Raw genomic sequence first — 20,207 nt, 5'->3', positions numbered from 1 at the left:
TTTGCTTAGTTAATTCTTCGCAGGAAGGTTGCTATATTCCTTCGCGTACATCAACATCTGCTCTTCAAAAGAAGCAGGTTGCTCGATGACAAAGCTCTCGATCTCTCCGGCATCATTCATCTTTGGGACGATCACAGGATTTACGAATCCGCTGTAAGGGGCCGATGTGAATTTCTTGTTTCGTTCTAATATCTCTGCATGTAAGGTCTGGTCCACTTTAACACCGTAGTCTTCTACAAGTGCTTCAACGGCAGCATAATCTCCTTCAGACTTAATACGTTGCGTTTCCCGCAATAACTGTCCGAATAGTTCATGCAACTTATCATAATCATTAATGTTATAATACGTTTTACCATCCCGGGTCACCTTTTCGATCACATTATCGGCTTTTCCTTTTTCATAGACCCAGGCCGAAACCCACTGGCGGTTTCGCATGTGTGCTTCTTCAACATCATCTCCTAGGTTCAAACGTATCAACTGGGTCATCAAGCCATTGCGGATATACCCATCGTAAGCGGCCATCCCAACTTTTTTCCAGTCGTCTACCAATCCTAATTCTTGTAATTTAGGGTTGTACAGATAGTAAAGTCCTACAAGATCGGCACGTCCTTCTTCTAAAGTTGAAGCATAATTCTTAAGGGTCTCTTTGGTCTCACCTACACCAGGATTCAATTGCCCTGAGGCATGACCGATCACTTCGTGCAAAGCCGTGTGTAACTTATCTCCAATTTGACCGTACTCTTTTTCCAAAGCCAGTTCTTCTTCGTCATGTACAAATTCCTCCAGACGGCCCGAGCTTCCGGCGTTGTTATAGGCTTCAATGATGTTTCCTAAAGAAACGGACTTACTTCCTACAGCAGCACGAATCCAGTTAGCATTAGGCAAGTTCACGCCAATAGGTGTACTTGGTGAGGCGTCACCTGCTTCTCCGGCCACATTCACCACCTTATAGGTTACGCCTACCACATTCTTCTTCTTATGTTCTTCCATTAAAGGTGCGTTGTCCTCAAACCATTGTGCATTTTCAGAAAGGACCGCCATCTTCTGTGACATGTCGAAATCCTTGATCTGAACAATATTCTCATAGGAACCGCGATAGCCCAACGGATCGTTATAGACTTCAATAAAACTATTGATATAATCGATGTTTCCTTCGGTAGCAGCAGTCCATGCCACGTTGTAGTCATCCCATGTTTGAAGGTCCCCTGTCTTGTAATATTCTATCAACAATCCAATAGCATCGCCTTGTGCTTTGTTCTCTGCAACGCCTTGGGCCTTTTCAAGCCATTCAACGATACGGTCAATGGCTGGGCCGTAAAGCCCGCCCGATTTGTATACACGTTCTTTAAGTTGTCCGTTCTCTTTAACCAGTTGAGAATTCAACCCAAAGGATAATGGTTTGTCAGGATTGGGAGATTTCTTTTTACTGTAGAAAGAAAACACGTCTTCATTGGTCACATTAGGGCCGTAAAAATTCACTGCGGAAAGTGCTACATTATCAACACCTTTGGCCTGATTCACCTTTTTGGAATCCTTATCGTTAAAGATCACGTCAAAAGCTTCACCTTCCAGGGTCGTGCTGGTTTCAGTTAATAAAGTACGTAGGTAGTCTGCCGAAAAGTCCGGCTTCAACTTATCATTTGAATAATGATGATGGATACCGTTCGAGAACCATACTCTTTTCAAATAGATCTCAAAATTCTTCCAGTCATCAGTAGTCTTATCACCTTCATAGGTGGTATATATTTTTTCGAGGGCATTCCGTATCGCAAGATTATGACGATAATTTTGGTCCCACATGATATCACGACCTTCCAGACCGGCCTGTACCAAATAATACACTAATTTCTGTTCTTTAAGCGACAACTGATCCCAGCCGGGAACCTGGTAGCGTAGAATTCGAAGATCTGCAAACTGATCTACATTATAGTCGAAATCGGTCGTTTCGACCTTAGCAACTTCTTGGGGTTCTTTCTTGTTCTTATCATCTGCACAAGAAAAAAACAATAACCCACTCATAGCCATAGCTATAAAAAAAGTATTCTTCATTTGAAAGTTTTATTGGTTTTCAGCAAATGTAGCAAAATATTAAACGTTAAAATTGATTATCTTAGCACAAATAACCAACAACACCCAACCCAATGAAAATAATAAAGTACCTCCTTTTCCTTCTCCTAATCGTACTTATAGGCGGTGCGATCTATTTTGGCACCAAAGATGGAAGTTTCGATGTTGCTGAAACGAAAGTGATCGATGCCCCTGCCGAAGTGGTATACAATAATGTGAAAGATTATAGAAATTGGGAAGAATGGGGTCCTTGGATGAAAATTGACTCGTCCATTGTGATCAATTATGCCGAAAAGACCGAAGGAGAAGGTGCTTCCTACTCATGGAGCAGTGACCACATGGAGGTGGGCGACGGTGCCATGAAAACCATTAAGGTCATCCCCAATAAGGAGATCGACCAAACCATTACCTTCAATACCCCTATTGGTGACAGCAAAAGCGATGTCTACTGGCGATTTGAAGAAACAGAAACGCCGGGGCAAACCAAAGTTACATGGGGGATGCGCGGGGAACAATCCTTTTTGGAAAAGGTATATATGGCCTTTCAAGATGGAGATATGGATGCTGCTATAAAAACTATGTTTCAGAATGGCTTGAACGACCTTTCCGCCGTAGTAAAAGAAAGCATGGAAACTTATAGCATTAATGTAGATGGAGTCACACAATACGGCGGCGGTTACTACATGTACAACACCACCGCAGCAAAGCAATCGGAAATAGGTGATAAGATGGGGCCGTTGCTGGGGCAGGTCATGGGGTATATGGAGGAAAATAATCTTGCCATGGCGGGACAACCTTTTACTATTTACAATACTATTGATGATGTCACAGGCACCGTGATCTTTTCGGCCGGAATCCCGGTTAAAGAACAAGTGATAACTCCAGACGGAAGCCCTGTACTGTGCGGATATATGGAGCCCTTGACCACTTTAAAAACCACGCTTAAAGGCAAATACGACCACCTTGGCAAAACCTACGAAAAGGCAATGGCATATATGGCAGAAAATAATCTACAGCCCCACCCCACCGCAAAGATGTTTGAGGTCTATAGAACAGATCCCGGGGAAGTTCCAAACCCTGCCAATTGGGTGACAGAGGTCTATATTCCTATTGTAAATCCCGTTGTGGCCGAAAACGAATAAATGAAACATCTGCTCTTGGTATTTCTTGGAGGTGGCTTGGGCAGCTCACTTCGATATTGGATTGGAACATTGCTTGCTTCGGAAAGAAATGGATTTCCAATGGCAACTTTTGCCGTCAATATGATTGGCAGCGTGCTAATAGGAATCATTTTAGGCTTCGCCTTAAAGAGCAATACGCTGTCACAAAATACTGTTCTTTTCTTAGCTACCGGTTTTTGCGGTGGTTTCACGACCTTTTCTGCTTTCGCATACGAGAATCAAATATTCCTGAAATCGGGTGATCTCATGAGTTTCGCCGGATATACACTGGGTAGCTTGATTATTGGTATTGCCGCTGTTTTCTTCGGAATATGGGTTGTAAGGTTGTTTTAAAGATGTTTTACATCCTTTATACCCGCCTCTATCCGAACCTGTAGATCGTTCTCCTGTGGCGGAATAGGACAGGAATAAAGCTTGTTGTAAGCACAATACGGATTGTAGAGTTTATTGAAATCCAGCACGATGGTATCGCCTTTCGGAATATGCGCATCGAGAAAACGTCCGCCTCCGTAGGAGCCGTCACCGCTGGTTAGATCGGTCAACGGCAGAAACAGGTAATCCTCATCCCCTTCTTCGTTCTTACTACCAGTATTTTGGTAGAGTGATAATACCAGCTCCTTCCCTTCTAATTGAAAGTGCGCCTCGCCGTATTTTACATACTCAGGGAGTCTGGAAGTGGTTGTACGCATTAGGAAAGGCACCTCGTCCGGGGTACGTACAAAACGAGCTGTCACACGGTATTTAAGATTTATTGGATAGAAGTCCAGGCTGTCAAAAAGTTTCAGGTCCTTGGGTTCCAGAATGGTTGTTTCAGGATTACTGAAACGCTCATTCTCTGAATTTCTGTAGTTTTCTATTTCACTAATTATAGCAGCATCGTTCTGTGCCAGGAGACTGCTTCCGAAGCAACAGAGGACTAAAAGAATGCGTAGATACATATCGATACGTTTCAGTAAATATAAAAGGAAAGATAATGACCCGGGGGAAATCAATTCATTTTTTTACTACATTTGTTCTATTCGAATAGAAAAAATGAAAACCAGAACATACGTCATTTCACAAACTTGTGTCGTTTCACAACCGAAACCCAGGCGATGTATGTAGTTATTATAGCGAAATAAATTTATTCAATATAAAAACGTCCCGCCTTTGAGCGGGACGTTTTAGATTTATACCACCACCAACCAACCCATGAAAAAACTATACACAAATTATCTAAGTAACTTTCGAGGACTCTCGAAAGAAATATGGCTACTGTCTCTGGTGACATTCATTAATCGCGCAGGTGCGATGGTTATTCCCTTTTTGTCCTTGTACTTGGTAAACTCTAAAGGGTTTACCCTACCGCAGGTTGGCTGGATCATGACCAGTTTTGGTCTTGGTTCCCTTACCGGCACATGGATAGGTGGAAAATTGACGGATGCCATTGGCTTTTATAAAGTGATCGTCCTTAGTTTGCTGCTGGGCGGTATTGGCTTTGTGTTCCTTCAGTTTATAGAAACATTCTACGGATTTTGTATGGGTATTTTCGTACTCATCCTACTTGCTGATGCGTATCGACCTGCTATATTCGTTGCGGCAGACACCTACAGCAAGCCGGGCAATGTGACACGCAGCATTACCCTTATTCGTTTGGCCATCAATCTTGGGTTTTCCATTGGGCCTCTCATTGGCGGGATCATTATCGCAAATATTAATTATTCCTCGCTTTTTTGGATCGACGGAATTACGTGTGTGATCGCTGGAATAGGTTTATTTGTATGGCTAAAACCAAAAAAACCGATAATAACCGATACCGAACCAGTTATAAAACACAAAGAAGGAGTTGCTCCCTATCGCAACGGACTCTTTATGCTGTTCTTTATTATCATGGTAGCGAACAGTATTACTTTTGTACAATACTTTAGTGTGATGCCTATCTATTATGAAAAAGCACATTTTCTAACCGAAGACCTTATTGGATGGCTGTTCTTTCTCAATGGCGCGGTGATCGTGATCTTCGAAATGCCACTTATTTCGTGGTTGGAGCGAAGAAAACTCTCTAAAACCATGGCAACGTTTTGGGGTATCTTCTTTTTGGCACTGAGCTTCATTGTACTTAACCTGACCTCCTGGAGCGGTATCCTGGTGATAGCTATGTTACTTATGACGCTTGGCGAAATGATAGGCTCTCCCTTTTCGAATGCACTGGCCTTAGAGATGGCGCCCAAAGGAAGAAAAGGAAGTTATATGGGGCTCTATAGTATGAGTTTTTCTATTTCTCATATTATTGGTCACAACAGTGGTATGAACATGGTGGATAGTTTGGGCTTCGATGCCACATGGTATTATATTTTTGCCTTCCTGATGATCATTTCGATGCTAACACTGTGGCTGGCGCAATTGCTAAAAAAATCGACTACTTTTGTTTCTGCTTAATTGAAAGGTATGGAGAAGATACGTAGGTTTTTGTTGCTTTTGCTTTGCTTCGGAATGGTTTCCTGTGGAGAAACTGCTTCAGAAAGGACAAAGAAAGATGTTGGATCGAATCCTTCAGAAGTGAACCAAGAAGCCCTTCCGAAGCTACCTTCCGGAAGATATAATGTGGCTTTTTTGATCATGGACGGCGTTTACAATACTGAGCTTACGGCGCCGTATGATATTTTCCAACATACTGTTTTCCGCGAGAACATCAAACCTATGAATGTTTTTACAGTGGCGAACACAAGGGGCCCTATCACCACTTTTGAAGGACTTCGCATTCTTCCCGATTTTAATTACGTAAAAGACAGCCTCCCGAAAATTGATATTCTGGTAGTTCCCAGTGCCGAACATCATTTGGATAGTGATCTTGAAGATAAGGTGATGATCGCTTTTGTGCAGATGGCTGCTAAGCAGGCTCGTTTTGTCACTTCCCATTGCGACGGCGCCTTTGTTCTCGCAAAAGCCGGTCTCTTGGACCACGTAGTTGCAACTACCTTTCCCAGCGATATCGGCACCATGCGCAACATGTTCCCCGAGCTGGATATTCGTGAGGATGTACTGTTTGTTCACGATGGAAAGTACATCACATCGGCCGGTGGGGCAAAAAGCTTTGAAGCCGCATTGTACCTATGTGAATATTTGTACGGCAAAGAAATAGCCCGCTCTTTGGCAGACGGGCTTGTAATCGACTGGAACCTTGAGAAGGTTCCACATCTCATTATAAACCAATAAAATCTATTTACGTACGTCTTCGCGTTGTTCTTTTAATTTAATGCGTTTGATTTTTCTGGACACCAGCACAGCGTCAAGACAAGAGATCATAAGTCCAACGGCTGCAACCAGACAAATAAATCGTACGAAGGTAGCTCCCGGGTATTCTAAACCTGTAAAACCGAGTGCTCCGCTTATAAGTGTTATGATAAGAAAATGTGAGGTGTAATTTTTCATGGCGGTTATATTTTTCTTCTAAATTACATCTCTTGTTGAGTCCACTCTATTAAAGAACCCTTAATTGACTTTAGTTTAACACACCCTAAGAATTCCTTAACGCAATCATTGGACAGGCCGAATAGCATTATTGGCAACCACATGCGACAGCACGATCTGGGTTTTCGTTTCTCCGTAACTAATAAGTTGATCGATAAACGACTCTAGGTGCTTCTGGTTCTTGAGCACCACTTCCATCACGATGTTCTCATTGCCGGTAATGCGATAACAATTAAGTACCTCATCATAGGTCTTTACTTTCTCCAAAAAGGGCTTTAGTTTTCCCATAAAAGCACGTAATGTTATGATAGCTTTTAATTGGTACCCCGTTTCAAATGGTGAAACTACGGTCTTATAACTATGTATGATTCCCGCATCTTCCATTTTTCGTATACGCTCGCTTACCGCAGGAGAACTTATCCCGACTTGTCGTCCAATGTCTGCGTTAGACTGGCGTGCATTGGTTTGTAAGCATTTTAAAATTTTCCAGTTTAATGTGTCGATTTTCATTTTTACAAAAAAGAGCTTAAAAAAATTAATATTTAAAGCTAATATACATTATTACTTTATTTTTTAAAGAAGAATGTGTTGATTTGTGCTTAAATTTGGGTGTTTTGTGAAACCCCACACATACATACAATGATACCACATATTCCACATGGTCTGCCGCAATCGCCTATCTATAAGAAGGCTATGGAAATTCTTATGCTTTCGCGGCACATTTCCAATTATCTGGTACAGGACTTATCGGCTATTGGGCCTCATGGGGAAGAGGATCCGCACATCTATTTTACAGGAGATATCGTTCAACAATCGGTCTCTCTGGCACCGGAAATTTTAAAAGCGGAACAGCAGGCCTTTTCTGAAGAAAAATACAAGTATGCTGCTTCGGTGAATCGATTGGCCAATGCCTTGTATAAGAATTGTGAACGTCTGGAAGGAGCCAACAGCAATGGAAAGGAATTTTTACCCATTCTTCGTAACGAGCTGAAAAAATTCAGAAAGCTGCAACGTACCTGGATGATGACGCTATAAGGTGTTTCTTAGTCTTATCATTTAACACCAGTATGATTGGAATCATTTTGATGCGTCCAAATCATTACAACCTCTTTCTGTAAAATTTTCTCTGCTTACATATTTCGACGATATTGTCCGCCCACTTCAAAAAGTGCAGAAGTGATCTGCCCTAGTGAACACACCTTGGTCGCTTCCATAAGCTGCTCGAACATATTTTCGTTGTTGATCGCAGCATGTTGGATCCTCTCAATGGATTCATGGGCTCTATCTTCATACATCTTGTGCAGATTTTGAAGTGTTTTGATCTGTGCTTGTTTCTCTTCCTCTGTCGCACGTATCACTTCCACAGGCAAGACCGTTGGTGAGCCTTTGCTACTTAAAAAAGTATTGACTCCAATAATAGGAAACTCTCCATTGTGCTTTAAGGTTTCATAATAGAGACTTTCTTCCTGGATCTTGCTGCGTTGGTACATTGTTTCCATGGCACCCAGTACCCCTCCTCTTTCAGTAATACGATCAAATTCCTGAAGCACGGCCTCTTCGACAAGATCTGTAAGTTCTTCGATAATGAAAGATCCCTGTATTGGGTTTTCGTTCTTCGCCAAACCAAGTTCCTTATTAATGATAAGCTGGATGGCCATGGCTCGTCTTACACTTTCTTCGGTAGGGGTCGTGATTGCTTCATCATATGCATTTGTATGCAGAGAGTTGCAATTATCGTAAATGGCATATAAAGCCTGCAAGGTCGTTCGAATATCGTTGAAGTCGATCTCCTGCGCATGTAAGGAGCGTCCGGAAGTTTGAATGTGATATTTCAACATTTGCGCTCTAGGGTTTGCTCCGTATTTGTCTCGCAATGCCTTAGCCCATATTTTGCGCGCTACTCTACCTATCACAGCATATTCGGGATCGACCCCGTTACTGAAAAAGAAAGATAAATTAGGCCCAAACTCATTGATATCCATCCCACGTGATAGATAATATTCTACGTAAGTAAATCCGTTAGCTAGGGTAAACGCCAATTGCGTGATTGGATTTGCACCTGCTTCGGCGATATGATAACCGCTAATAGAGACCGAATAGAAATTTCTTACTTTCTTTTCAATAAAATATTCTTGCACATCACCCATTAATCGTAAAGCAAATTCAGTAGAAAAGATACATGTATTCTGCGCCTGATCCTCCTTAAGGATATCTGCCTGGACGGTTCCCCGTACCTGTTGCAATGTTTCAGTTTTGATCTTATTATACACTTCTTCAGGCAATACTTGATCTCCCGTAACACCCAACAGCATCAATCCCAGACGGTTATTACTTTCGGGAAGTTCGCCCTGATATGTAGGACGATCTATGCCTTTTTCAGAATAGATCTTCTTAATCTTGGCCTCGACATCCTTTTCCATGGAATGTTCTGTAATATACTTCTCACAGTTTTGATCGATAGCAGCATTCATGAAAAAGCCAAGTAACATAGGCGCAGGACCATTGATGGTCATACTTACCGAGGTCATGGCGTGACTAAGATCAAAACCGGAATATAATTTCTTCGCATCGTCCAAACAACAAATAGAAACCCCTGCATTCCCTATTTTCCCATAGATATCCGGTCGCAGGTCCGGGTCGTTCCCGTATAGGGTGACACTATCGAAAGCAGTGGACAATCGTTTGGCAGGCATACCGGCACTCACATAATGGAATCTGCGATTGGTTCGTTCAGGACCTCCCTCACCGGCAAACATACGGGCAGGGTCTTCACCGGTTCTTTTGAAGGGGTACAATCCCGCTGTATAAGGGAATTCGCCCGGAACATTTTCTTGTAATGTCCAACGCAGGATGTCTCCCCAAGCCTGATACTTTGGTAATGCAACTTTTGGGATCTGGCTATGTGAGAGCGATTGCGTATGCGTATTGATATTGATCTCTTTGCCGCGCACCTTGAAAGTATAAACGGGTGATTTGTATCGGTTCACCTTTTCATCCCAAGCTGTAATAATTTCCCAATTATACGGATCCAGGTCCATCTTGACACGGTCGAATTCTGACCTCAATAATTTAATGAAATCTTCATTTTTATCGGTTTTGACCTCTTGAAAACCATCCTCGTCCAAACCGTGTTTTGATAATTTAATGATATTGTTCGTAGCAGATTCTAAAGTTTTATAAATCCCGTATAATCTTTGTGCTACTTCGGTCTGCTCTGCCACTTTCTTATCGTAGCTTCTGTTATTTTCGGATATTTCAGAAAGATAGCGTGTTCTGGCGGGAGGGATCACAAAGATCTTTTCGGACATCTCATCGCTAATTTCATAGTTACTATTGAGATCAGCTTTGGTCTTTTCTACAATGGCATCCATAATTGCCTTGTAAAGTTTATTCATCCCGGGGTCGTTGAACTGTGAAGCGATGGTTCCGAACACCGGCAAATCATGTTCGGGAGTTTCCCATAATTGGTGGTTTCTAACGTATTGTTTCTTTACATCCCTAAGAGCGTCAAGAGAACCGCGTTTGTCGAATTTATTAATAGCAACCAGATCGGCAAAGTCGAGCATATCTATTTTTTCCAGTTGTGTTGCTGCGCCAAATTCGGGTGTCATTACATATAAGGACAGGTCGCTATGATCAAGGATTTCGGTATCACTTTGTCCAATTCCGGAGGTTTCAAGTATGATTAGATCATATTCTGCAGCTTTTAGTACCTCAATGGCTTCGGAAACATATTTTGACAGAGCCAGGTTACTTTGGCGCGTCGCAAGACTGCGCATGTAAACTCTGGGTGAATTGATGGCATTCATACGAATTCTATCGCCCAGCAAGGCACCCCCCGTCTTTCGTTTTGATGGGTCCACAGAGATCAACCCGATGGTTTTTTCAGGAAAATCGATAAGAAATCTTCTTACCAGTTCATCCACCAAGGAAGATTTTCCGGCACCCCCGGTTCCCGTGATCCCCAGCACAGGCGTGGTAATCTTTTCATTCTTTTTGTGAATCTTTTGAAGTGAGTCTTTCGCAACTTCCGGAAAGTTTTCTGCAGCAGAGATCACGCGGGCAATAGCGCCCGGTTCCTTTTTACTTAGTTTATCTACCTCGCCGTTAAGTCGATCACCAATAGGGAAATCGGCAGTTTTCACGAGATCATTGATCATGCCCTGTAATCCCATTTCACGACCGTCGTCCGGTGAATAGATACGTGTGATACCGTATTCCATAAGTTCCTTTATTTCTGAAGGCAGAATCACACCGCCGCCCCCTCCAAAGATTTTGATATGATCGGCTCCCTTTTCCTTTAGCAAATCGTACATATACTTAAAATACTCGTTGTGTCCACCTTGGTAAGACGTCATGGCTATAGCATTCGCATCTTCCTGAATGGCCGTATTGACGACCTCTTCTACGCTTCTGTCATGCCCTAAATGAATCACTTCCACACCTGTGGATTGTATAATTCGGCGCATGATGTTGATGGCAGCATCGTGCCCATCAAATAAGGATGCAGCTGTTACGATTCGAACTTTATTTTTTGGAATATAAGGAGTTGATTGTTGCATAGATATTTATCGCTAAGAATGAGCTTACAAATTTACGAAAAACACAGTGAAATTACCGTCTAACAATATAAAATACAATCCTAAAAAAATGTAAATATTTGTTTTCCTAATAAAATATTTTGTATATTGGCACTTCAATATTAAACAACAAAATAATAAACATTATGAAAAAAATTTACTTTTTTGCAATCGTAGCCTTTGTATTTTCTATGGCACCTGCAAACGCTCAGTTTGTAGATGATATCGAAACGTACAACCTTGGCGCTTTATTCACTCCAAGATGGACTACTTGGGATGGAACAAATACCAACAATCAAAATGCTATTGTTAGTGACGCTCAAGCGTTCGACGGATCACAGTCAATCTTTATTGGACCAGCTTCTTTAGGTCCTCAAGATGCAGTACTTGATTTTGGTGGTGTTGCAACGTCTGGTGTTTGGACAGTATTCTGGAGAATGTATGTTCCTTCTGGAAGTACAGGGTATTTCAACCTTCAAGGAAATGTATCTCCTAGTGCGAATGACAACCTACAGTTCTTGTCTGGTAACATTACATTAGTTGCTGGAACTTTAGCTGATGATGGTGGTAGTGCTGCACTTACATACCCAGAAGATACTTGGTTTACCATGAGAGCTGAAGTTGATGTTGATGCTGAAACTTATGAGTTGGTTATCGACGGTGCTAGTGGTGGTGTAGTTGGTTACACAGGTGCTGATTTCTTCGGTGGTGTTGACTTTTTCTCAGACTCTGAAACAAACACTTACTTCGTTGATGATGTAAGACTTGTACAAGGTGTTCTTGGTGTTGACGATTTCTCTGCTGATGTATTCAGTGTATATCCAAACCCGGTTAAAGATGTATTGAACATCAGCTCTAAAGCTGCTGTTGATACTGTAGTTGTGTTTGATGTATTAGGAAAGAAAGTTCTTGAGGTTCGCCCAGGTTCTGTTTCTCCAAAAATCAACATGAGCAACTTATCTTCTGGAGCGTATCTAGTACAAGTTACTATTGATGGTGCTTCTAAGACGATCAAAGTTATCAAGTAATTAAATACGTAATAAGTATTACTGAAAGACCCTTCATTTAGAAGGGTCTTTTTTTTATCTTTAAATAAATCATCATATGTCAATCTTTAAGAAATCCCTTCTTGTACTTTCCTTGTTTATTCTCAGTGCCTGTGCCGAGCTGCAAAATGTAGTTAACACATTACCGGGCGGAGGAATTGGCACCGACCCGACTTTGATCGCCAATGGCTTGCGACAGGCTTTGGATTTCGGTATCGATAAGCAAGTGAGCAAATTGACACAAAAGGACGGTTTTTATAAAAATCAGCTCGTAAAAATACTCCTTCCTCAAGAATTACAGAAGGTGGACCGGGCATTGCGAGACCTGGGACTAAACGATCTGGCCGATCAAGGTCTATTGTTGCTAAACCGCGCCGCCGAGGATGCGGTAAAAGAAGCTACACCTATTTTTGTTTCTGCTGTACGGGACATCACATTCAATGATGCTAAAAATATATTACTCGGTCCGGATAACGCCGCCACTTCCTATCTAGAAGGTAAAACAAATCAGGCATTATATTCTAAATTCAACCCTGTGATCAAGAACTCTTTTTCAAAAGTAGGCGCTGATGACATCTGGACGTCGATCATCACACGTTATAATAGTATTCCTTTCGTAAATCAAGTCAACCCGGACCTTACAGATTATGTTACAAATCAGGCCCTGGATGGTGTCTATAAAATGATAAGTATAGAAGAAAAGAACATCCGCACGAAGATTAGTGCACGTACGACACCGCTATTAAAACAGGTTTTCGCGCTTCAGGATTAACAGAAACGTTAACGTTTTAACGCAATTAGAATCTAGCAGTATCTTATTAGGATAGTATTAACCTATCATTAATACATCTTTTCTATTGAGTCTATTAATTTTGCACTGTAAATGTAGAAGGAAAGATGAATTTGTTCAGAAAAAAAACAAGATTAGAAAAACTTAAAGAAAAATATCGCTCGCTAATGAAAAGGTCATTCCGCAGCGCGCTAAATGATAAAGCTCAAAGTGAACGGCTGCATCAAGAAGCCGACAGGATCTTTGAAGAGATACAATACATCACCTTAAAGTACGGCGATAAATAATTAGTGAAGCTTTTTAAAGTATTGAAAAGCCTTTTCCAAACGTGAGCCGTACCAACTAAAGTATTCTCCATCCACCAATAGCACTTCTTTTTGAAGTGCTTTTTTTAGAGCTAAAACATCATTTTCTTTAAATGGAAAAGGTTCTGAGGAAAGCAAAATCAAGTCGGCACCTTGCATCTCTTCCAGCGAGATCACAGGATATCTTGAATGTGCTTCTGTAAATATATTCTGAAATTTATTGAGCCGGAGCAATGAGTTAATAAACGTCTTTCCTCCCGCTACCATATACGGATCTTTCCAAATAAGGTAAGCGACCTTTTTAAACTCCTTCTGCTGAAGTTGTTTTGAAAATTGATATGCTTCCTCTTTAATCTTTCGAATTATCGCTGAAGCTCTTTCGGTGCGATCAAATAACGAACCCAATGCGTCTATCATTCCATAAGAATCTTCCAGGGTCACAATATCACTTACCCACACAGGAGCAACATCAGTTAAATCATTGACCATGGCTTCTGTGTTTTCTTCCTTATTACAAATGATAACATCGGGAGCAAGGGATCGAATCTTATCGATGTGTACTTGTTTAGTACCTCCTACTACCTCTATTTCGTTTCGAAGTGTTCCGGGGTGCACACAAAATTTGGTGATTCCAACAAGCTGTTCTTTAAGCTGAAGGTCTACAAGCAATTCCGTTTGAGAAGGAACAAGTGAAACGATTCGCTGTGGTGTTTTTTTAAAAACCAGTTCTCTATGGAGTTGATCCTTAACGAGCATTGAGGATCTGTTCCATTTCAAATTGCAATTCTGCGGCTTGAGAGGCAGCAGCCGATGCAAAATCATCCCCTTCTGAAGCATAAATAATGCTTCTTGAAGCATTAATTAGCAAACCAACCGTATCGTTTAATCCGTATTTACACACTTCCTTAAGACTTCCTCCTTGCGCTCCTACGCCGGGCACAAGTAGAAAACTGCTAGGAATAATTTCACGAATATCGGCCAAGAAACTTGCTTTGGTAGCACCTACTACGTACATTAAATTTTGAGCATTCTTCCACCTCTTCGATGTTTCCAAAACACTCTTGTACAATTCTAGATCGTCTATTAATTTCGTTTGAAAATCGAAAGCTCCCGGGTTGGATGTAAGTGCTAATAGTATGGTGTGCTTATCGTTGAATTCCAAAAATGGTTCCACAGAATCCTTTCCCATATACGGTGCAACGGTAACCGAATCGAAGCCGAGGTTTTCAAAGAATGCTTTCGCATACATGGAGGAAGTATTCCCTATATCGCCGCGTTTCGCATCGGCAATGGTAAAAACTTCCGGATGGTGTGCATTGAGATATTCAATGGTCTTCTGAAGCGATCTCCAACCGGCCAGTCCGGAGGCTTCATAAAATGCAGTATTAGGTTTATATGCAACCGCCAAATGATGGGTCGCATCTATAATTGCCTTATTAAAGCTGAAGATAGGATCTTCTTCTTTCAGAAGGTATTTGGGAATTTTATTGATGTCACTATCCAGACCAATGCATAGGAATGATTTTTTTCGCTGTATTTCTGAAACAAGTTGCTGTGTAGTCATTTAAAAGGCTTCTCCCGATTCTTTTAACTTCTCGGTATTACTTACTAACTGCAATTCATCAATGATCCTTTGAACGTCCCCATCGATAATATTGCCCAGATCGTAAAGGGTAAGATTTATACGGTGATCGGTGACACGTCCTTGCGGATAGTTGTATGTTCTAATTTTTGCACTTCTATCACCACTGGTCACCATAGACCCTCGTTTCGCGGCATCTTCTGCTTGCTTCTTTGCTAACTCCATATCGTAGAGACGTGAACGCAGCACTTTAAAAGCCTTTTCCTTATTCTTATGCTGTGATTTTTGATCTTGGCATTGTGCCACCAATCCTGTTGGAATGTGTGTTAAACGCACCGCCGAATAAGTTGTATTTACCGATTGTCCGCCGGGTCCCGAAGAACAAAAGAAATCAACTCTCACTTCCTTTGGATCTATTTCCACATCAAACTCTTCGGCTTCAGGAAATACCATAACGGTAGCAGCACTCGTATGCACACGTCCCTGTGTTTCGGTTTGAGGTACCCGTTGTACCCTATGTACACCTGCTTCAAACTTTAACGTTCCGTAGACATCTTCCCCTTCAATTTCGAACTGGATCTCTTTGAATCCGCCACTGGTACCTTCACTAAAATCTACAACGCTGGTACGCCAGCCTTTACTCTCACAATATTTGGAATACATTCTAAATAGATCTCCTGCAAATATACTTGCCTCATCTCCACCCGTTCCTGCCCGAATCTCCATCACTGCATTTTTAGCGTCTTCAGGATCCTTAGGCACTAAAAGAAACTTGATCTCTTCTTCCAGTTTGGGAATACGCTCTTTGGCCTCTTCCATCTCGAGTTTGGCCATGTCGACCATTTCGGGGTCACTGCCATCTGCTATGATCTCTTCGGCTTCCTTTATTGAATTTGTAAGCTGTATATATTCCTCGCGCTTATTCATAAGCAAACGAAGATCTTTGTACTCTTTATTAAGCTGAATGTATTGTTTTTGATCGCTGATGATATCCGGCTGAATGATAAGATCACTCACTTCATCGAAACGTTGTTTAACTATTTGAAGTTTTTCTAGCATATTTCTTTATAAGCCTGCTACCTTTACTGATAGACAGCTGCAAATTTACGATAATTTCATCTAATTATTTTTATCGAATCTTGAAATGAATATCAAACAATACCGACAGTAGTAATATGCAGCATTACAAAAAAATTGGCTTCGGCGGGGGATGTCATTGGTGCACTGAAGCAGTCTTTCAACACATAACCGGGGTCCACGAAGTGCTTCAAGGGTACATTGCAGCGGAGGGCGCCTATGCCGACTTTTCGGAAGGGGTTATTGTAACCTACGACCCTAATGTTATTTCACTTACTCAGTTAATAGAAGTACATCTGCGCACACATCAAGCTACCGTTTCACATTCATTTCGAAAAAAATACCGCAGTGCCGTATACTATTTTGAACAAGAACAGAAAGCTTCGGCGCAAGCAGCTTTACAAGAGCTTCAGCAGTACTTTCAAGCTCCTATTATAACTAAAGTACTTCCGCATGTACAGTTTTCTCCAAGCAGAGAATCTCTTCAGAATTATTTCAGAAAGAACCCCACGGCTCCCTTTTGCGAACGTTATATCCTTCCGAAACTGGCAAAATTAAAAGAGAGGTCACTTATAACATCAACTAAAGGAGATATTCCCTTTTGCGTTCGGTGATACGGCTCTCTTGAATTATCTTTTGATTTAGCGAGAAATTTACCAACAATACTAGCCCTATAATATAGAAAGCCCGTTCTGGAAAATATGCTGGTTCAAACTTGAAAAAATAAGCTGCCAACCCGCAGAGATCCGACAAAATAAAGCACAATACAAAATAGAGATAGATAAGAGGTGTCTTCCCCTCAACACGTTCATTGTACATAAAACCAACAAAGCCAAGTACAATGAGAACAGCACCCTGCACAAAGAAAAGCACCAACTGAAACGGAGTATCTAACTCGTTTCTAACAACATCTGACAGATAATAGACATTGAAAACGTTGAGCGCTATCAAAGTGAGAACAAAAATAATGATAACGGGCGTTGACTTGGATAAACGTAGTTTTTTCAACGGAACAGACACCAGCAAGAGGTAAGCAAAAATTGTAATTATAAATACGAAGGTTTTATTGAACTCGGTTTCATAATCGATGATCAAACTGTCTCTTAATGCAAAAAACAATATTCCTAAAAAAACGATCAACTGCTTATGTCCCCTGTGATACGATAAAAAGAGCAGTAATAAAAGGGTCGTTGACACTCTAACCAAACGACTTAATTCTATAGGCAATAGGGCGACTGTAGCCATATTGATCACTAAAAAAATAATGCATAGCAGTGTGAGCTGAAGGCAGGCATCAGGCAGTTTTGTTTTCATAATTTGGCTGTTTAGTAAATACTTAATGTTAAAATAATAGGAATTACCCTACATATTAATACGTAAACACTCCAAACTTGGATTTAATTGTTAGCTGTTTTTTTTCTGAAGATTCCACGCGCCCAATAATTTGAGCGGGAATATTAAACGATTCTGAGATCGCAATGATGGTTTCAGCAATAGATTCCGGCACATACAGTTCCATACGATGCCCCATATTGAATACCTGATACATTTCCTTCCAATCGGTGCCGCTTTCCTGCTGAATTAGTTTGAAAAGAGGCGGGATCTCGAACATGTTATCTTTGATGACATGAAGGTTTTCCACAAAATGAAGTATTTTGGTCTGTGCTCCTCCACTGCAATGGACCATGCCATGAATTTCGTTGTTTGAAAACTGCGAAAGGATTTTCTTTACCACCGGCGCATAGGTTCGCGTAGGCGAAAGCACCAGTTTACCTGCATTTAAGGGGCTGTCAGGGATCTTATCGGTCAAGTTCTTGCTTCCGGAATACACCAGGTCCGCCGGCACCGAAGGATCAAAGCTCTCTGGATAACGTTCTTTAAGTCCTTTCCCGAAGACATCATGGCGAGCGGAGGTAAGCCCGTTACTTCCCATACCACCGTTGTATTCCTTTTCATAGGTAGCCTGGCCAAATGAAGCCAGCCCTACAATGACATCCCCATCCTGAATATTGGCATTGTCGATAACGTCACTTCGTTTCATGCGCGCAGTAACCGTTGAATCAACTATGATCGTTCGAACGAGATCTCCAACATCTGCTGTTTCGCCTCCGGTGGAATGTATTACTACACCAAATTTTGCCAGATCTTTAATTAGTGCTTCGGTTCCGTTAATAATCGATGAGATCACCTCACCCGGGATAAGGTTCTTGTTTCTTCCAATGGTAGAGGACAGGAGTATGTTATCCGTAGCTCCTACACAAAGGAGGTCATCCACATTCATGATCAAAGCATCTTGGGCAATGCCTTTCCATACAGACAGATCGCCGGTTTCTTTCCAATAGGTATAGGCCAGAGATGATTTGGTTCCGGCACCATCTGCATGCATCACCAAACAATACTGGGAATCTCCTGTTAGATAATCGGGTACTATCTTACAAAATGCTTGTGGAAATAATCCTTTGTCAACATTCTTGATAGCACTGTGCACCTCTTTCTTAGAAGCAGAGACGCCTCTTTGTGCATAACGTTTGGAAATTTCCTGACCCATGGAAAAAATTTAGATTACAAAAGTACGCAATAAAAAAAAGCTCACAAAGGTGAGCTTTTCAGTAATTCTTAAAAATATTATTCCCAATCGGGCATAAAGGCATTTTCATACAATAGTTCTCGCGAATCTTCAGCACTTTCAATTTCCAGGCGATACACATCCTTTTGTGAGATACCGTCATTTGACGTGTTGGTAAAAATAACGAATGCTTCGTTAGGCGAGAAAATAGGCTCAAGGTCGTTAGTGCCACTTGGCTTGTCCTGTGAAATATCGGTTGTAATATCAGTTACAAGATCATACACAAATAGGCGCATGTCCAGTCTTCTGTAGTTTGCTCCTTGGAATCCGGAAACATCATAGGAATAAAGCACCATTTGATTGGTTACGGATATATTTAGACCACTTGTTGCACCCGGCATCCCGGTAAGAATAGTATCCAGTACATTTCCGGCAAAATCGATCGTATAGATCTGAACATCATAGCCTTGTAGGTTATTAGTTTTGAGAGCGATAATATCATCGGTCTCACTTACATCTACTTCAGATATCAACGATCCGTCGGGTGTTTGATAGACTAATTCTAGTCCTTGTCCGTTGGAGTTTATTCGGTATAATTTATCCAATTGAGGAAAATAGATCATATCGCTGGTGGGAGGCCAAGAAAAATTGATCTCGTTTAAATTGAACCCGGTAGGCTTTACTGCTCCGGTTACCCGTTGTACATCGGTACCATCACGTTTCATTGTGTAGATATGAACCTGAGCACCATCATTTTGTAGAAAGGCTATGCGGTTGGCCGCAACGTTTCGTCTTGGTCGATAACTGTTCTTTTCTTGAGAAGTCAATTGAAATTCTGCTCCGGACTCATCGGCAGAGAAGATCACGTTATTACCATCTATCTTTCTAACAAATAAAAAGCGATTGTCTATGGGAGCGCTAATAACTTCAAAAGTTCCAACCGGACTAAGTACCGGGTCATTGATCTCATCGCTCGCCGTAACCTGCCAAAAATACTTTGCCCCCAGAATTAGTGGTGAGTATGTAAAAGTAGTATCGGTTATTTCCTCGAAAATCTGTACGTCATCATTTTGATCGTTGCGAAGTTCTAGCGTAAATGTTATTGGATCTTCATCGGGATCTGTGGTGGTCCATTGAAATACTGCTTCAATACTTTGTAAAACCTCATTTTCAGTAGGAGCGATCAATTCGGGTGCCGCAGGGGGTCTGTTATTTGCCGTAGAAACTTCCAATTCGAATACGACGTTCACATCGGCATTTGCCACGACCACAGTAGGCTCAAAATCGGTAATATAACCATCGATCCTGGCTTCAACCGCATATTCTCCTACCGGGACATTCTCAATTCTGAAAGCACCTGTGCTATCTGTAAATACAGTACTTGTAATTGGCTGGGTAGATATCCTTACGTTCGTTAGAGGGGTGTTGGATCCTGAAGCAACCACGGTCCCTTTTATTGTTCCAAGGTCATTTTCACCAATTCTGTCCTCATTACAAGAAAATAAAAGAATTAGGAATACACCTATATATTTAAAAAATGTTCTACTTCCTTTCATCATCACT

Annotated in this window: 20 protein-coding genes; 9 read left to right on the top strand and 11 right to left on the bottom strand. The window is 41.4% G+C overall.

Annotated features, from left to right (window positions below; translation table 11 throughout):
- Positions 1 to 9: 9 nt before the first annotated feature.
- Positions 10 to 2,049, bottom strand: coding sequence for a dipeptidyl-peptidase 3 family protein (locus JS40_RS13730; RefSeq protein WP_034261463.1), 2,040 nt, complete (start codon positions 2,047 to 2,049; stop codon positions 10 to 12).
- Positions 2,050 to 2,141: 92 nt separating this feature from the next.
- Between JS40_RS13730 and JS40_RS13725 the strand changes: the two genes are divergently transcribed.
- A complete protein-coding gene (locus tag JS40_RS13725; protein WP_034261461.1) occupies positions 2,142 to 3,209 on the top strand; it encodes an SRPBCC family protein in 1,068 nt (355 codons plus the stop codon).
- On the top strand, positions 3,210 to 3,581 hold the full coding sequence (gene crcB / locus JS40_RS13720; RefSeq protein WP_034261459.1) for a fluoride efflux transporter CrcB: 372 nt from the start codon (positions 3,210 to 3,212) through the stop codon (positions 3,579 to 3,581).
- Here crcB and JS40_RS13715 read toward each other — a convergent pair.
- The gene (locus tag JS40_RS13715) at positions 3,578 to 4,186 is read right to left on the bottom strand and encodes a DUF1684 domain-containing protein (RefSeq protein WP_034261457.1); all 609 of its coding nucleotides are present in this window, start codon (positions 4,184 to 4,186) and stop codon (positions 3,578 to 3,580) included. The genes crcB and JS40_RS13715 overlap by 4 nt on opposite strands.
- Before the next feature lie 253 nt (positions 4,187 to 4,439).
- On the opposite strand from JS40_RS13715, the gene JS40_RS13710 reads away from it, so the two are divergent.
- Both JS40_RS13710 and JS40_RS13705 read left to right on the top strand, forming a co-directional pair.
- Positions 4,440 to 5,666, top strand: a complete 1,227-nt coding sequence (locus JS40_RS13710; protein WP_034261455.1) for an MFS transporter — start codon at positions 4,440 to 4,442, stop codon at positions 5,664 to 5,666.
- A 9-nt stretch (positions 5,667 to 5,675) separates the two neighbouring features.
- Entirely contained in the window at positions 5,676 to 6,443 is a 768-nt protein-coding gene (locus JS40_RS13705) for a DJ-1/PfpI family protein (RefSeq protein WP_034261454.1), read from the top strand.
- Between the two features lie 3 nt (positions 6,444 to 6,446).
- On the opposite strand, the gene JS40_RS13700 is transcribed toward JS40_RS13705, so the two are convergent.
- Together JS40_RS13700 and JS40_RS13695 are read right to left on the bottom strand one after the other, a co-directional pair.
- Positions 6,447 to 6,659 carry a DUF1328 domain-containing protein gene (locus tag JS40_RS13700; protein WP_034261452.1) on the bottom strand — a complete coding sequence of 71 codons (213 nt, stop codon included), beginning with the start codon at positions 6,657 to 6,659 and terminating at the stop codon, positions 6,447 to 6,449.
- A 105-nt stretch (positions 6,660 to 6,764) separates the two neighbouring features.
- Positions 6,765 to 7,208, bottom strand: coding sequence for an Lrp/AsnC family transcriptional regulator (locus JS40_RS13695; protein WP_034261450.1), 444 nt, complete (start codon positions 7,206 to 7,208; stop codon positions 6,765 to 6,767).
- Positions 7,209 to 7,337: 129 nt separating this feature from the next.
- Here JS40_RS13695 and JS40_RS13690 point away from each other — a divergent pair, with 129 nt between their 5' ends.
- The gene (locus tag JS40_RS13690) at positions 7,338 to 7,733 is read left to right on the top strand and encodes a hypothetical protein (protein ID WP_034261449.1); all 396 of its coding nucleotides are present in this window, start codon (positions 7,338 to 7,340) and stop codon (positions 7,731 to 7,733) included.
- A gap of 95 nt (positions 7,734 to 7,828) precedes the next feature.
- On the opposite strand, the gene JS40_RS13685 is transcribed toward JS40_RS13690, so the two are convergent.
- The gene (locus JS40_RS13685) at positions 7,829 to 11,260 is read right to left on the bottom strand and encodes a methylmalonyl-CoA mutase family protein (RefSeq protein ID WP_034261447.1); all 3,432 of its coding nucleotides are present in this window, start codon (positions 11,258 to 11,260) and stop codon (positions 7,829 to 7,831) included.
- Positions 11,261 to 11,424: 164 nt separating this feature from the next.
- Here JS40_RS13685 and JS40_RS13680 point away from each other — a divergent pair, with 164 nt between their 5' ends.
- The 3 genes from JS40_RS13680 (at position 11,425) to JS40_RS13670 (ending at position 13,401) form a co-directional block, all read left to right on the top strand.
- Positions 11,425 to 12,306 carry a T9SS type A sorting domain-containing protein gene (locus JS40_RS13680; RefSeq protein WP_152558192.1) on the top strand — a complete coding sequence of 294 codons (882 nt, stop codon included), beginning with the start codon at positions 11,425 to 11,427 and terminating at the stop codon, positions 12,304 to 12,306.
- Positions 12,307 to 12,382: 76 nt separating this feature from the next.
- Entirely contained in the window at positions 12,383 to 13,096 is a 714-nt protein-coding gene (locus tag JS40_RS13675) for a DUF4197 domain-containing protein (RefSeq protein ID WP_034261444.1), read from the top strand.
- A gap of 125 nt (positions 13,097 to 13,221) precedes the next feature.
- Entirely contained in the window at positions 13,222 to 13,401 is a 180-nt protein-coding gene (locus tag JS40_RS13670) for a Lacal_2735 family protein (RefSeq protein WP_034261442.1), read from the top strand.
- On the opposite strand, the gene JS40_RS13665 is transcribed toward JS40_RS13670, so the two are convergent.
- From JS40_RS13665 to prfA, 3 genes are read right to left on the bottom strand one after another with little or no spacing between them, the layout of a single operon-like run.
- Positions 13,402 to 14,175 carry an ABC transporter substrate-binding protein gene (locus JS40_RS13665; RefSeq protein ID WP_034261440.1) on the bottom strand — a complete coding sequence of 258 codons (774 nt, stop codon included), beginning with the start codon at positions 14,173 to 14,175 and terminating at the stop codon, positions 13,402 to 13,404.
- A complete protein-coding gene (gene pyrF / locus JS40_RS13660) occupies positions 14,165 to 14,983 on the bottom strand; it encodes an orotidine-5'-phosphate decarboxylase (RefSeq protein WP_034261439.1) in 819 nt (272 codons plus the stop codon). The genes JS40_RS13665 and pyrF overlap by 11 nt, the downstream gene beginning before the upstream one ends.
- Positions 14,984 to 16,060 carry a peptide chain release factor 1 gene (gene prfA / locus JS40_RS13655; protein ID WP_034261437.1) on the bottom strand — a complete coding sequence of 359 codons (1,077 nt, stop codon included), beginning with the start codon at positions 16,058 to 16,060 and terminating at the stop codon, positions 14,984 to 14,986.
- A 116-nt stretch (positions 16,061 to 16,176) separates the two neighbouring features.
- Here prfA and JS40_RS13650 point away from each other — a divergent pair, with 116 nt between their 5' ends.
- On the top strand, positions 16,177 to 16,692 hold the full coding sequence (locus JS40_RS13650) for a peptide-methionine (S)-S-oxide reductase (protein ID WP_034261435.1): 516 nt from the start codon (positions 16,177 to 16,179) through the stop codon (positions 16,690 to 16,692).
- Here the strand turns inward: JS40_RS13650 and JS40_RS13645 are convergent.
- The 3 genes from JS40_RS13645 to JS40_RS13635 form a co-directional block, all read right to left on the bottom strand.
- Positions 16,661 to 17,392, bottom strand: coding sequence for a hypothetical protein (locus tag JS40_RS13645; RefSeq protein ID WP_152558191.1), 732 nt, complete (start codon positions 17,390 to 17,392; stop codon positions 16,661 to 16,663). The two genes, JS40_RS13650 and JS40_RS13645, sit on opposite strands and share 32 nt — an antisense overlap.
- 55 nt (positions 17,393 to 17,447) lie before the next feature.
- Positions 17,448 to 18,626, bottom strand: a complete 1,179-nt coding sequence (locus JS40_RS13640; RefSeq protein WP_034261432.1) for an AIR synthase related protein — start codon at positions 18,624 to 18,626, stop codon at positions 17,448 to 17,450.
- 77 nt (positions 18,627 to 18,703) lie between these two features.
- Positions 18,704 to 20,203 carry a carboxypeptidase-like regulatory domain-containing protein gene (locus JS40_RS13635; protein WP_084677514.1) on the bottom strand — a complete coding sequence of 500 codons (1,500 nt, stop codon included), beginning with the start codon at positions 20,201 to 20,203 and terminating at the stop codon, positions 18,704 to 18,706.
- Positions 20,204 to 20,207 lie beyond the last annotated feature (4 nt).

The sequence above is a fragment of the Altibacter lentus genome (assembly GCF_000746845.1).
In the GTDB taxonomy this organism is placed as follows: domain Bacteria; phylum Bacteroidota; class Bacteroidia; order Flavobacteriales; family Flavobacteriaceae; genus Altibacter; species Altibacter lentus.
The sequence above is the reverse complement of the archived record's forward strand: the minus strand, read 5'-3'. Positions and strand labels throughout refer to the sequence as shown.

What these genes read in the sequence shown, in the direction of transcription:
- JS40_RS13710 (WP_034261455.1), top strand. Translation starts at nt 4,440, where the DNA reads ATGAAAAAACTATACACAAATTATCTAAGTAACTTTCGAGGACTCTCG.
- crcB (WP_034261459.1), top strand. Translation starts at nt 3,210, where the DNA reads ATGAAACATCTGCTCTTGGTATTTCTTGGAGGTGGCTTGGGCAGCTCA.
- JS40_RS13725 (WP_034261461.1), top strand. Translation starts at nt 2,142, where the DNA reads ATGAAAATAATAAAGTACCTCCTTTTCCTTCTCCTAATCGTACTTATA.
- JS40_RS13730 (WP_034261463.1), bottom strand. Translation starts at nt 2,049, where the DNA reads ATGAAGAATACTTTTTTTATAGCTATGGCTATGAGTGGGTTATTGTTT.
- JS40_RS13695 (WP_034261450.1), bottom strand. Translation starts at nt 7,208, where the DNA reads ATGAAAATCGACACATTAAACTGGAAAATTTTAAAATGCTTACAAACC.
- JS40_RS13700 (WP_034261452.1), bottom strand. Translation starts at nt 6,659, where the DNA reads ATGAAAAATTACACCTCACATTTTCTTATCATAACACTTATAAGCGGA.
- JS40_RS13670 (WP_034261442.1), top strand. Translation starts at nt 13,222, where the DNA reads ATGAATTTGTTCAGAAAAAAAACAAGATTAGAAAAACTTAAAGAAAAA.
- JS40_RS13715 (WP_034261457.1), bottom strand. Translation starts at nt 4,186, where the DNA reads ATGTATCTACGCATTCTTTTAGTCCTCTGTTGCTTCGGAAGCAGTCTC.
- JS40_RS13665 (WP_034261440.1), bottom strand. Translation starts at nt 14,175, where the DNA reads ATGCTCGTTAAGGATCAACTCCATAGAGAACTGGTTTTTAAAAAAACA.
- JS40_RS13685 (WP_034261447.1), bottom strand. Translation starts at nt 11,260, where the DNA reads ATGCAACAATCAACTCCTTATATTCCAAAAAATAAAGTTCGAATCGTA.
- JS40_RS13690 (WP_034261449.1), top strand. Translation starts at nt 7,338, where the DNA reads ATGATACCACATATTCCACATGGTCTGCCGCAATCGCCTATCTATAAG.
- JS40_RS13680 (WP_152558192.1), top strand. Translation starts at nt 11,425, where the DNA reads ATGAAAAAAATTTACTTTTTTGCAATCGTAGCCTTTGTATTTTCTATG.
- JS40_RS13650 (WP_034261435.1), top strand. Translation starts at nt 16,177, where the DNA reads ATGCAGCATTACAAAAAAATTGGCTTCGGCGGGGGATGTCATTGGTGC.
- pyrF (WP_034261439.1), bottom strand. Translation starts at nt 14,983, where the DNA reads ATGACTACACAGCAACTTGTTTCAGAAATACAGCGAAAAAAATCATTC.
- JS40_RS13675 (WP_034261444.1), top strand. Translation starts at nt 12,383, where the DNA reads ATGTCAATCTTTAAGAAATCCCTTCTTGTACTTTCCTTGTTTATTCTC.
- JS40_RS13635 (WP_084677514.1), bottom strand. Translation starts at nt 20,203, where the DNA reads ATGATGAAAGGAAGTAGAACATTTTTTAAATATATAGGTGTATTCCTA.
- prfA (WP_034261437.1), bottom strand. Translation starts at nt 16,060, where the DNA reads ATGCTAGAAAAACTTCAAATAGTTAAACAACGTTTCGATGAAGTGAGT.
- JS40_RS13705 (WP_034261454.1), top strand. Translation starts at nt 5,676, where the DNA reads ATGGAGAAGATACGTAGGTTTTTGTTGCTTTTGCTTTGCTTCGGAATG.
- JS40_RS13645 (WP_152558191.1), bottom strand. Translation starts at nt 17,392, where the DNA reads ATGAAAACAAAACTGCCTGATGCCTGCCTTCAGCTCACACTGCTATGC.
- JS40_RS13640 (WP_034261432.1), bottom strand. Translation starts at nt 18,626, where the DNA reads ATGGGTCAGGAAATTTCCAAACGTTATGCACAAAGAGGCGTCTCTGCT.